The organism is Sinomicrobium halophytocola, from assembly GCF_052983395.1.
The window spans coordinates 20,906-33,343 of sequence record NZ_JBRKIT010000044.1; the positions used below are offsets into that span (position 1 = coordinate 20,906).

A 12,438-nucleotide genomic window follows, 5' to 3' on the forward strand; every position below is an offset into this window, starting at 1 on the left:
AGTATAACGATTTTTGTTACATACTTAAAAAATGATTTCTGATGCCATGAAAAAAAAAGCTGATCGCAACGATAATAATATTAACGGTGGCTTGTTCCCCGAAAATAAAAACCAATATAACTTCCGCAAGAAATGTTTCGGATAGAGATGTTGACGTGATAGTATTGGGACTAGAGGAAGAAAGCCCTTCGGAAGCTGTCGAATTGGGAAATATTAAAATAGGAGATACGGGATTTACTACGAATTGCGACTGGGAAGAAACGCTACAAAAGATAAAAGAAGAGGCGAGAAAGGTTGGGGGAAATGTTGTGAAAATTACGGAGCATAAAATACCGGGTTTTGCTAGTTCCTGCCATAGAATTGAAGCTAAGATACTGGCGTTAAAAGATACCCGGGACTTGGTGGATATCGGAGGTTCCGGGCAAGAGAACACGGACAATAACCAGCATTATGCTAAACTTTATGTTTACCGTATGGGACCAAATATGGGAGTAGGCCCCTTTAATGTGTTCCTGGGTGATTCTGCAATATGTTGGGCAACTAATAATTTTACCAAAGAAATAAAACTTACCCGGAAAGGATTGGATACACTTTGGGCGAGGACCGGTGCCAAGGGGAGGGTGCCGATTGATATTGAATATGGGAAAACGTATTATTTGAGGTGTGGAGCTAAAATAGGGGTACTCCGGAATAAAGAAACTATTGCGTTAGTGGACCCTGTAATCGGAAAGGTAGAATACGAAGCAGTACAGAGAAAAAATAAAAAAAGATCAAAAAATTAATCTTGAGCGACCTCGAATACATATCCATCCGTAACCAGGCTGCTGCTTTCCCGGAGCACTATCACGACACTTTTTGTGTTTCCCTGATCCATAACGGTACGGAAACCATAGCAATGGAAGGGAAAAGACTTTACGGGGAAACGGGGAGTATTACCGTTACCAATCCGTACGAAGTGCATGCCAACCCGTTGGCTGATCCGGGAATAAAACTGGATTTCGATACGATCTATATTTCGGGAGAACGGATGAAGTATCTTTCCGGCGGTAAAAATGTCGTTTTCCGGGAAAGGAATATTCGCAATGGCGAGGCTGTAAAACGGTTTGTGGCCCTGAAGAACAACCTGGCAACTGCAAATATGCAAAACCGGGAAGCAATACTTTCCGGTTTTACGGCATCCCTTCGTCCTTTCGCAGAGGGAAAAGAAGAGGATTATTCCGAATTAAGTCCCGCCGACCTTCGGGAGGTCATGGAATTCATCCACGGGAATATTACCGGTAACCTCAGCCTGGAAGCCCTGGCTCGGGTAGCCAACGGCAACAAATACGGTTTTGCCAAAAAATTCCGCGTATCCACGGGTATGTCACCCATGCATTACGTGCTGATGAAAAAGATCTTTGCCGGGAAAGGAGATATTACTCCACATACGGAACTGACTCAAATAGCCTATGATTATGGCTTTACCGACCTGCCGCATTTTTCCAGGACTTTCAAACGCTTTGTCGGCGTATCACCCAGCGTCTACCAGAAAAGCCTGCTCCCGGGCGAATAAAATCGCCAAGATTTTACAAGTCCGTTTACGGTCAGGAAAGTACTTTTGTGCTTATGAAGACATTACAAATACATTTTCCGCTTTACCTGTTATCGTTAATATATTGCTTTTCGGGCTATGCACAATCCGTAGACGATAGTTTTCCCCGGTCTAAAATGCGAAAAGACCTGGAAATCTTTAAGAATATACGTTTCAAAGCCAACTCCGGTGTGTATAAATACCGTACAGAAAGAGAGACAGACAGTATATATACCTGGGCCGAAGCACAGGTGGAAAGATCCGGAAGCTACCGGGATTTCTATAATATTATCGTACAACTGACGGATTTTGAAGGCAGCCTGCACAACGATACTTCTTTACCGCGAAAGTATCGCAAATCGATGGCGGGGGAAACTTCGGGCTACTTTCCGTACCCGGTGAAACAAGTAGAAGGGAAATGGGTGTTGAATATAGAAGGTACGGAAATTCCCCTGGGAGCGGAGATCCTGTCGGTTAACGGCAGACCTGTGGAAGACATTATAGCCAACCTGAATAAATACTATACTACTGATGGTGTGAATATCACTGGGAAAACCATAGGGATACATTATAGTTTCGGTAAATATTACCGTCTGCATTACGGCCTGGAAAAGATGTTTACCGTATGCTTTATACCTCATGATTCGGAAGAGGAACAGTGCAGAACTTTAAAAAGTGCCGGTTACCGGGACTATTACAAAAATGTAAAAAAGAGGTATTCCCTCCCGGACGATGAAGCCAGTTACAGGGATTGGGAAGAGGACGAAATATATGCTTTTACCGGGATAGATAGCGTTACGGCCTTACTGACCGTCAATTCTTTTTCCCTGGGGGGAAAGAACTCCGAATCCCATAAACGCTACGCGCATTTCCTGGACAGTGTTTTTACTTCCGTAAAGCAACGGAAAATTAAAAATCTCATTGTAGATGTCCGCTATAACGGGGGAGGAACGGACCCGAACGACCTGGTGACATATTCGTACCTTACCGGCAGGAACTTTCAGGAAAACAGGCAGGCCTGGGTAAGTTTTCAAAAAGTACCTTACCTGCGGTATGCGTACAGTAAGATCCCGTTTTTTTTACGCCCGTTGGGAGTAGGGAAGTATAACCGCATGCTCCGGGAGGAATTCCCGGTAGAAAAGGAAGGCCGTTTTTATGAAGACGATACCAATGAAGACCACCGGGTTCGTACCCCGGCTAAAAATGCCTTTACGGGGAATATTTACCTGTTGATCAGCCCCAGGGTAGCCTCTGCCGGCAGCCTGTTTGCCGCGATGGTAGCGGGAAATACCAATACCGTTACCGTAGGTGAAGAAGCTATGGGCGGGTATTACGGCCACAACGGGCATACCTCCCTGGGATATATCCTGCCAAAATCCGGACTGGAAACCTTTTTCTCTATTGTCAACCTGGAGCAGGATGTGCCGCAAAAGGCCAACCAGGTGTACAACCGGGGCATTATCCCCGATTATAACGTATCGCAATCTTTTGAAGATTACCTGGAGCATAAAGATACCCAGATGGCGTTTGTGCTGGAATTGATACGGCAAAAGAGTACTGCAAAATAAATCTGCCTGCTGTACATTCCCATGTTCCCGGTGTTCGGGCCAAAGATTTCCGTGTAGTTGCTTTATAAGTTGCAAATGCTCACTACGGGTCCCGGATAATGGAATAAGTTTTTAAAAGATGATCTGTTTACCGGGCTGGGGCAGGTAGGATACCCGTATGTGCTGCCCGGTAACCCGAAGTTCGGCACCGGGAACCGATCCTGCCCTGAGACATGCTTTGCGTAACGGGAGAAGGCCGGATGCCGGTAATTTTACTGTGGCAGTATGGGGGAGGTTTGCTGCAAACCATTTATAAGATCCTTAAAATATACTATCTTTAGGCCCTCGGAAAACCGGTGCCGGACCCTGAATAAGTATAGGGAACGGGCTTTCCGGAGAATAAAAAAGACCATGGATAGAATACTCATTACCGGGGCGGCCGGGTTCATCGGATCGCATCTCTGCGATCGTTTTGTGAACGAAGGATTTCATGTCACAGGGATGGATAACCTCATTACCGGTGATATGCGTAATATAGAGCACCTGCTTCCCCTGGAAAATTTTGAATTTCATCATCACGATGTGACCAAGTTTGTCCATATTTCAGGGGAGCTCGATTATATTTTGCATTTCGCATCCCCGGCAAGTCCTATAGATTATCTGAAGATACCCATTCAGACCCTGAAAGTGAGTTCGCTCGGCATACACAACCTGCTGGGGCTGGCCAAAGACAAAAAGGCCAGGATATTGATTGCTTCCACCTCCGAGGTATACGGGGATCCCCTGGTGCACCCGCAATCCGAAGAATACTACGGAAATGTAAATACCATAAGCCCGAGGGGGGTGTATGACGAAGCCAAAAGGTTCCAGGAATCCATGACCATGGCCTATCATCGTTTTCACGGTATGGAAACCCGTATAGCACGGATATTCAATACTTACGGCCCGCGGATGCGGCTCAATGACGGCAGGGTGATCCCGGCATTTATAGGACAGGCACTCCGGGGAGAAGACCTCACCGTTTTCGGCGACGGATCACAGACCCGTTCGTTCTGTTATATAGATGACCAGGTGGAAGGTATATACCGCCTGTTGCTGAGTGATTATACGGACCCCGTAAATATCGGCAACCCGGACGAGATAAGTATCGGAGAATTTGCGGAAGAAGTGATTAAACTCACCGGTACCGATCAGAAGATCGTTTACCGGCCATTGCCCCAGGACGACCCCATGCAACGGCAGCCCGACATCACCAGGGCAAAGGAGGTACTCGGCTGGGAGCCACAGGTGGGCCGGGCCGAAGGGATGCGGAAAACCTATGCGTATTTTAAAAATCTTCCCCCCGAAGAACTCGACAAAAAAGAACACAAGGATTTTTCCTCACATATCAAACGCTAAACGTGTTTTTGCAACCTATGGGGGATCACGGTATCTATGACATGAACAATGTGATTTACGGGTATGGTTGTGCTGTGAGCGTACCTTTTAATTCAGGGACGTACTAAACAGAAAGATATTTTTTGTCTATAACACAAAAGAAATGAAATATAAAGCGGGACGATATTCCAGGTACATCAAACCCATAAACTATGTTATGGATATGTGTATTCTTAATGTACTGGCCCTGCTGTTGCCCATCAATTTTATGCAGCCCTACCTTTTCCTGGCCTATTTGTCGCTGGCATGGGTTATTATATCGCTTAAAACAGAGTTTTACGAAGTACAGCGGTATGCCAAGTTTAATAGGGTACTTTCCCTTATATTTCAGCAATTTGTTTTTTTCTTCCTGGTTTTGTATGCCTTTATAGGTTTTTTCAAACAACCGTATATGAGCCGGCTTGCCCTGGCGGAATATTTTGCTTTGACCTTTGTGTTTATTTCCACATTGAAGATAATCAATTATGCATTACTATGGCGCTACCGGGCATTTTTTAAAGGAAACATCCGTAGGGTAGTGGTAATAGGCCATAATAAGAGGGCCCAGCAGCTTATCGATGTTTTTAATTCCAGGCTGGAGTTCGGATACGAATTTAAAAAACAGTTTTCGCTCCCGCAAAAGCAGGATCTCCTGAATTGTTTTCACTATATTGTAGAAAATGATATCGATGAGATCTACTGTTCTGTTGCGGAAGTAAAAGACCAGGAACTCTCCGAGTTGATAGACTTTGCCGATAACAATATGAAGCTGCTGAAGTTTATCCCGGATAACAAGAACATTTTTGCAAAAAAGCTGAAATTCGAATATTACGATTATATTCCTATTCTGTCGTTGCGGGATATTCCTCTTGACGATGCTTTGAATGCTTTTGTAAAAAGGCTTTTTGACCTGGTATTTTCGCTGGTGGTTATCCTGTTGTTACTGTCGTGGCTTACACCCCTGCTGGCATTGATCATAAAACTGGAATCCAACGGACCGGTGTTTTTCCGGCAAAGGCGCCACGGGATCAATTCGAGGGAATTTTACTGTTATAAGTTCCGCTCTATGGCTATGACAGCCGATGCGGATAATAAACAGGCTACCAAGGGCGATATGCGGATTACCCGCACGGGAAAATTTATCCGGAAGACCAGTATCGACGAATTGCCCCAGTTTTACAATGTTTTCCTCGGGCAGATGTCGGTTGTGGGGCCCAGGCCGCATATGGTAAAACACACCAACCTGTACGGGCAGCAGATAGACAAATATATGGTGCGCCATTTTGTAAAACCGGGAATTACAGGGCTTGCTCAAACGAGGGGATACCGTGGAGAAATAGAAACCGAAGCCGATATTATCAACCGGGTAAAATTTGATATATTTTATATTGAAAACTGGTCGCTCGCGTTAGATATAAAGATCATTGGCCAGACCATACTGAATGCTGTTCAGGGAGAGGAAAAAGCCTATTAGTCCCGGCTGTGTTATCTTTGTGATGTTGATAGAAAGGAGACAAGGTGATGAGGCCCGGCCATTTCGACCGTCCCGATATTTATCGGGAGGAGCAACACGGATTTTCCGGCTAAACGGTTGAACAATTTTTGTAATGTTCTAAAAAGAGGAATTTTATGTAACAATACGGGCTCGTATGACGTTCTGGTAGTATCTTAAGCCCTGAGTCCGTATTGAAAGATGACCTGCGCATTCCCAGGCCTATGACCGGGGGCAGACGGTGACAGAAAAAAATAGAAACCTGATAAAAAAGAAAATAATGTTTAGTGATTTGGCATACAGCGTTTTTGAAAAAAGTATAAAAAAATATCATGTGGTAGACGATGTGTACCAGGCTTTTGAAAACCCCTACCCCAAGGATCAGATAGAGCATTTGCTGTACCGGAAAAACTGGATCGATACGGTGCAGTGGCATTACGAAGATATAATCCGCGACCCGGATATCGACCCGGTCGATGCCCTGGACCTGAAACGGAAAATCGATGCTTCTAACCAGGACCGTACGGATACGGTAGAGTTTATAGACAGTTACTTTCTGGATAAATACAAAGATGTGCAGCCCAAACCGGAAGCCACGATCAATTCCGAAAGCCCCGCCTGGGCCATAGACCGTCTTTCCATTCTGGCCCTGAAAATATATCATATGGAGGAAGAGGCCGGTCGCAACGGGGCTACGGTAGAGCACAAAGCCAGATGCAGGGAAAAACTGGCTGTACTCCTGGAACAGAAAAAAGATCTTTCTATAGCTATAGATCAGCTTCTTGAAGCCATAGAGGCGGGTGACAAGTATATGAAAGTATACAAGCAGATGAAGATGTACAACGATGAAGAGCTGAACCCCGTATTATATCAGAATAAAAAATAAGGGGCTTTGCGCCCCGGTGACAACTAAAAAGCATTTCTCATAGAAAAAACAGCTACAAATACACCCCCGGCGGTATCCGGAAATGATCCTGCTCCTTCGGTTGAGGTCATGGGAAACCGCGAAGGGCCCCGCATTCTGGTCATCCGTCTTTCTGCTATGGGAGACGTGGCCATGACCGTCCCCGTATTACAGACCTTATTGAAACAACATCCTTATTTGCGGATTACCGTCCTTTCCAGGGCGTTTTTCCGGCCGGTGTTCGACGGTATTCCGGGAGTTTCCTTTTACGAAGCGGATATCAGGGGTAAACATAAGGGAATCCCCGGACTTTACAGGCTGTACCGGGAACTGAAGGAACTCGGACTAGATACCGTGGCCGATCTGCACAATGTATTGAGGAGCAATATCCTGAAGCTGTTTTTCCTGGCAGGCGGATTCCGGGTGGTACATATAGATAAAGGGCGCAGGGCGAAGAAAGCATTGACCCGGGAGAAAAACAAAGTATTTGTCCCGCTGAAAACCACCCATCAACGCTATGCGGATGTTTTTGAAAAACTGGGGTATGGTATAGATATGTCCCGCCCCGTATTTTCCGCAAAACGGGAACTCACCGGTGAAATGCGGCAACTTCTGCAAATCGAAGGTTTTTCAGAACGTAAAATGATAGGGATAGCTCCTTTTGCCGCATTTAAAGGAAAAATGTATCCGCCGGACCTGATGGACGAAGTCATTCGTAAACTGAATGAAGGAGGACAATATACCCTTTTGCTTTTTGGCGGAGGAAAAGAGGAAAAACAGGCCCTGGATCTTTTGCAGTCCCGTTATGCTCATGTAGTGAATGTTGCCGGAAAACTGTCTTTCGAACAAGAACTTAGCCTGATTTCCAACCTGGATGTCATGGTGGCGATGGACAGCGGCAATGCTCATCTCGCGGCTATGTACGGCGTAAAGACGATCACGCTGTGGGGAGTGACGCACCCCTATGCCGGGTTTTACCCGTTCGGGCAGGATATGCACAATGCCCTGCTGTCGGACAGGGAAAAATACCCCCTTATCCCCACTTCCGTATATGGCAAAAAATTCCCCGAAGGATACGAAGATGTCATGCGTACCATCGCTCCGGATGAGGTTGTGGAAAAAATAGTGGAGGGCATATAGAGAGATGCGGTTTTAGATTAAGGATCCCCGCTTCCGAATACCTCAATTTCCGCTTAACGTATTCATGCGGATTCAGCGTTAAAAAAGGATATCGGAAATCAGCTGTATAGCAATGCTTACATTCTGAAAAATACAGTTGATCCATCTTAACGCGTTGATTTTAGCACGATTTGCCGGAAAATCAGTTTTACCCTACCCCTAAAGGGAACCCAATTTTCCTCGTTCCGATATGTATCGGGACGAGAAAAATCCTGCGGGACTGGATTTTCTCATATCCTAAACGCTTTGATACTAAAGAAAAATAGAAATCCGGCCCTTAATTCGCATGATTAACCCCCCGCGTTTCATTCTAAGATCTCAAATCTCAGATCTGATATCTACACATCATCATAGTCTATAGACAGCGTAGGAGTCACGGGGTGCGACTGGCAGGTCAGCACCAGGCCTTCCGCGATTTCCGCGTCGGTCAGGATCAGGTTTTTTACCATTTTTACTTCTCCTTCCGTTACACGGGCCAGGCAACTGCTGCATACCCCGCCCTGGCACGAATAAGGGGCGTCTATGTCATTTCGAAGCGCAGCGTCCAGCACCTTTTCCGACTGGGGCATGGTAAATTCGAATTCCTCGTCATCCACGATAACTTTTACCTTGGTTTGTCCTTCAAGGTTTTCATCCAGCTTTTTTTCCTCTTTTGAAGGTGCAAAAAGTTCGAAGTTTATGTTGTTTTCGGCGATACCGTTTTCTTTCAGGGTTGCGGATACCGTATTTACCATCTCCTCCGGTCCGCAGAGGTAGAAAGTATCGAAAACCGTGTCTTTTTGCTTGTTTTTTAATACGTAATTCACCGTGGCGTGTTCGATCCGCCCGAAAAGGGCGTCTTCTTCCTCAGCCCGGGAATAGGTGAAATATACGCTAAGTCTTTCCGGGTAACCGGCAATAAGTCCGGTAATGTCCTTCAGGAACATGGTATCTGCAGTGCTCCGGTTACCGTATACCAGGACAAATTTACTTTGCGGCTCTTCTTCCAGGAGTGTTTTTAATATGCTGATCACCGGGGTAATACCACTTCCTGCGGCAAAGGCGGCCACAGCCCTGGATTTGGAGGCGTCCGGGGTAAAAGTAAAATGTCCTTCCGGGGGGTGTACGTCGAGGATATCCCCTTCACGCAGGGAACGATTGGCATATCGGGAAAAAATACCGTCAGGGATTTCTTTGATCCCTACGGAAAGTGTCCCTTCTCCGGGAGAAGTACAGATGGAATAGGACCTGCGAATTTCTTTTCCGTCGAATTCCCTTTTTATGGTGATATGTTGTCCCGCCTCGTGTACGAAGGTCTCACGCAGGTTTTCGGGAACATCAAAAGTTATCGTTACCGATTGAAGTGTGTTTCTTTCTATTTTGCTAACACGCAGGGGGTGAAAATGCAACATAACGCAATTTTTCGGCAAATGTACAAAAATAGTTACATGCTTTTTTAAGCCCGTTGGCTAAACTGCAAGGCAAACACATTATAGAGGAGAAGAGCGGTAACAGTGTTACAATTTGAGGCGTCCGGATATATATCTATCGGGTTTAAAATACCGTGAAAGCGCAACCTTATCCAGGCATGCCCAAACCTGCAACCTGTAACCTGCATGTAACCTGCAACCTGCAACCTGCAACCTGCAACCATTAAACGTTGCCATTATCGTTTTTTTACCACGTTAGTCCTGGGCTAACCCAAACCCTCAATAAAAAGAAAAAAACGAAAAACGCCTCTCTGAGGTGTATCCCAGTTTCTCACAAGTCTTACTTCATTTATTTCCGCAATGACCTGGTCAATCAAAAGGCTTTAACAAGTTACAAAAATGTGGTTCAACATCATTTTGGAAGCCCCTCAGAGAGGAGCGCAACGTATTGGCCTGTCATGGATGTGCAGTGGACTGCGAAGTCGAAGACATTCGCAGAGCATGCAACACTTCGTTGAGCGGGGTTGAATTTTTTAATCTTAAAAACTGGAAAATCGAAAAGAAAAAGATAAAAGTATCCAGCAGGAGATAGAAAAATGTGGTCCAGTGTATTGAGGTGTTAAACATTTAGTTCGCTCAATGTTTAAGTGGCATAAACCGATTTTCTTCCAGGTTTTTATAAATATCATCCCAACCAAATACCTTTCCATGCATAGCTACATAAACCCCCTTACCCAGGAACTGTAACGCTGCAATGGCATAGCCCAGGTTAAAGGGAGCATCCGTATTCTTCAGAAAACCCAGTACGAAGGCCCCCGTCAATACAATGGTTTTATTTAGGTTAAGGAGACCCAAATACCTGGCAGTTTGCTCCATTGTATATGTTCCGTGAGTAATTAAGATTTGATCTTCCTTTGAAGATTTAACCATATTTTTTAAGAGCTCTCTGTCCTTATCATTAACAAAACGGCTATCTTTATTAAAGGCATCATCTATATGATATTCGAAGTCTACATTAGCTATTTCAAGAAATGATTTTATATTCTTTTCTGGGTTATTGATATTCTCCTTTCCCATGGGATCATAATCTATCCCTCCAATGGTACCTCCAGTAGTAATTATATGTATTTTCATCAGTAGGTATTAAGTTGATTTGATTTTAAATATAAGAAAAAGCCAATTATTTCTCTCAAATAAAATGAAGTCGGTTTATAATGCCGTGAATAAGAAGCCCCTATTTCTCAGTATGTATATATTCATGAACGCCATCTGAAGTAGATATGTTGCTTGAGAATGCGTAAACCTCTGAATTTTACTTATAAAAATGCCTAAACAATATTTTATATCATTTGGACTTGTAAGCAGGTGGTTCCACATGTTTTATTCGTTTATACACTTATATACAGTAACTTACACTAATATAGCGTATTTGTACTTTCTATTTTCCAAGTCGAAGAGTAATATATAGCTATGTAGATGTATAAAGGTTTGAGCATCGATTGAAATATATTGTATAACCTTCCCAAGTAGGTATGTTGTAAGTCATAGTTTGGGGAAGGCTACAGTTGTCGGTAATTTTGAAAAAAACTTGAGTAACAATTTCGGTTAATGCTCGTCTATAATGATATATGACCTAAAATTTATTTGGAACTATGACGCGGTTAATTCTACTTCTACCATTATTATTTTCGCCTCTTTTGCACGGACAATCTAAGGAAATACAGAATTTAGATTCGTTAATGAAATCAGCAAACGAAATTGGAATTTTTAATGGAAATATAATTGTTTCTGAAAATGGAAAAATTATTTATCATAATGAACTTGGATATACAGATTATACAAAAAGTAAAAAATTAAATCGAGAATCCACGATGCCAATTGGCTCAATAACTAAAGAATTTAATAGCACAGGAATTTTACTTTTAGTAGAAAACGGAGAATTAAAATCAGAAGATAAAGTTTCAGACTATTTAACGTATTTGCCAAATTGGGCTGAAAAAATCCAAATCAAACATTTACTTCAATACACAAGCGGTTTACCAAGAATATTCAAAAACACAGATTCTGAGTACCTCGCTGAATTGAATAATGTGGAAAAATTAGAGTTTGAACCCGGGTCTGGTTACATTTATAGTAATGCAAATGTTTTTCTTCAACAAGAAATTATTAAAAAAATCACTAACCTTTCTTACGAAGATTTTTTAAAAAATAAGTTATTTAAAAAGCTAAAAATAAAAGGTGGTGAAATCCCAAAGGATTCCGTGCTATCTGCAAATATGGCCGGGTCATTCGACAACGATTACAAGGAAACAACTTTTATTCACGGTGGCGGAGAAATGTATTTTTCAATTGGCGATTTGTATAACTGGGTTAGTGGTTTGCACAGCAAAAAAATTATAAAAAACAGTTCACTAAAATTCCTCGCTAAAAGTTTCGACAAGAATTCCCAATCAAGTTTAGGTAATGTAATTTTTGAAAACAATAAAATTATAAAACATTCTCATCAAGGTTCAGGTAATAATTATGAATCCTTTATTTACCACGAGTCAACGAATAACAGAACTATTGTGATGATGACAAATAGTCAAAATTTTAAACTGGGTGCACTTTCAGAAGCAATAATAAACATTTTAAACAACCAAACTTTTGAAGTTCCTAAAAAATCAATTTACCTTGATATTAGAGGAAAATTATTAGATAATTTTCAGGACGGAATTTCATTTTATCAGCACATTAAGTCAAATCAAAAAGAAAAATATGATTTTTCAGACGAAGTTTCAGATTTGATTTATACCGGAAGATATTTAATGCGAAGAGATAGATTCGAAGACGCAATCAAAATTTTTGAGTTAAGCACAACAATTGATTTAAAAAACGTCATTGGAATTTCATATGCCTATTTATTTATTGGTGAATGTTAT

The 12,438-nt window shown here is 42.8% G+C and carries 10 protein-coding genes; 8 read left to right on the plus strand and 2 right to left on the minus strand.

Annotated elements, in window-relative coordinates; all coding sequences use genetic code 11:
- Positions 1-86: 86 nt before the first annotated feature.
- The 7 genes from ACVBDY_RS20645 to ACVBDY_RS20675 all read left to right on the plus strand — a co-directional run bounded on the left by ACVBDY_RS20645 (position 87) and on the right by ACVBDY_RS20675 (position 8,069).
- A complete protein-coding gene (locus tag ACVBDY_RS20645) occupies positions 87-782 on the plus strand; it encodes a hypothetical protein (protein ID WP_447177369.1) in 696 nt (231 codons plus the stop codon).
- 2 nt (positions 783-784) lie between these two features.
- Positions 785-1,552, plus strand: a complete 768-nt coding sequence (locus ACVBDY_RS20650; RefSeq protein ID WP_447177370.1) for an AraC family transcriptional regulator — start codon at positions 785-787, stop codon at positions 1,550-1,552.
- A 53-nt stretch (positions 1,553-1,605) separates the two neighbouring features.
- Positions 1,606-3,138, plus strand: coding sequence for a S41 family peptidase (locus tag ACVBDY_RS20655; RefSeq protein ID WP_447177371.1), 1,533 nt, complete (start codon positions 1,606-1,608; stop codon positions 3,136-3,138).
- A 390-nt stretch (positions 3,139-3,528) separates the two neighbouring features.
- The gene (locus ACVBDY_RS20660) at positions 3,529-4,515 is read left to right on the plus strand and encodes a UDP-glucuronic acid decarboxylase family protein (protein WP_447177372.1); all 987 of its coding nucleotides are present in this window, start codon (positions 3,529-3,531) and stop codon (positions 4,513-4,515) included.
- A gap of 142 nt (positions 4,516-4,657) precedes the next feature.
- A complete protein-coding gene (locus ACVBDY_RS20665; RefSeq protein ID WP_447177373.1) occupies positions 4,658-6,007 on the plus strand; it encodes an undecaprenyl-phosphate glucose phosphotransferase in 1,350 nt (449 codons plus the stop codon).
- 298 nt (positions 6,008-6,305) lie between these two features.
- A complete protein-coding gene (locus ACVBDY_RS20670) occupies positions 6,306-6,911 on the plus strand; it encodes a DUF4254 domain-containing protein (protein ID WP_447177374.1) in 606 nt (201 codons plus the stop codon).
- A 108-nt stretch (positions 6,912-7,019) separates the two neighbouring features.
- Positions 7,020-8,069, plus strand: a complete 1,050-nt coding sequence (locus tag ACVBDY_RS20675; protein ID WP_447177375.1) for a glycosyltransferase family 9 protein — start codon at positions 7,020-7,022, stop codon at positions 8,067-8,069.
- A gap of 377 nt (positions 8,070-8,446) precedes the next feature.
- On the opposite strand, the gene ACVBDY_RS20680 is transcribed toward ACVBDY_RS20675, so the two are convergent.
- Both ACVBDY_RS20680 and ACVBDY_RS20685 read right to left on the minus strand, forming a co-directional pair.
- Positions 8,447-9,499, minus strand: coding sequence for a 2Fe-2S iron-sulfur cluster-binding protein (locus tag ACVBDY_RS20680; protein WP_447177376.1), 1,053 nt, complete (start codon positions 9,497-9,499; stop codon positions 8,447-8,449).
- Between the two features lie 654 nt (positions 9,500-10,153).
- Positions 10,154-10,651, minus strand: coding sequence for an asparaginase domain-containing protein (locus tag ACVBDY_RS20685; protein WP_447177377.1), 498 nt, complete (start codon positions 10,649-10,651; stop codon positions 10,154-10,156).
- A 605-nt stretch (positions 10,652-11,256) separates the two neighbouring features.
- On the opposite strand from ACVBDY_RS20685, the gene ACVBDY_RS20690 reads away from it, so the two are divergent.
- Positions 11,257-12,438 (plus strand): serine hydrolase domain-containing protein (locus ACVBDY_RS20690; RefSeq protein ID WP_447176932.1); only part of this gene is annotated, 1,182 nt, incomplete at its 3' end.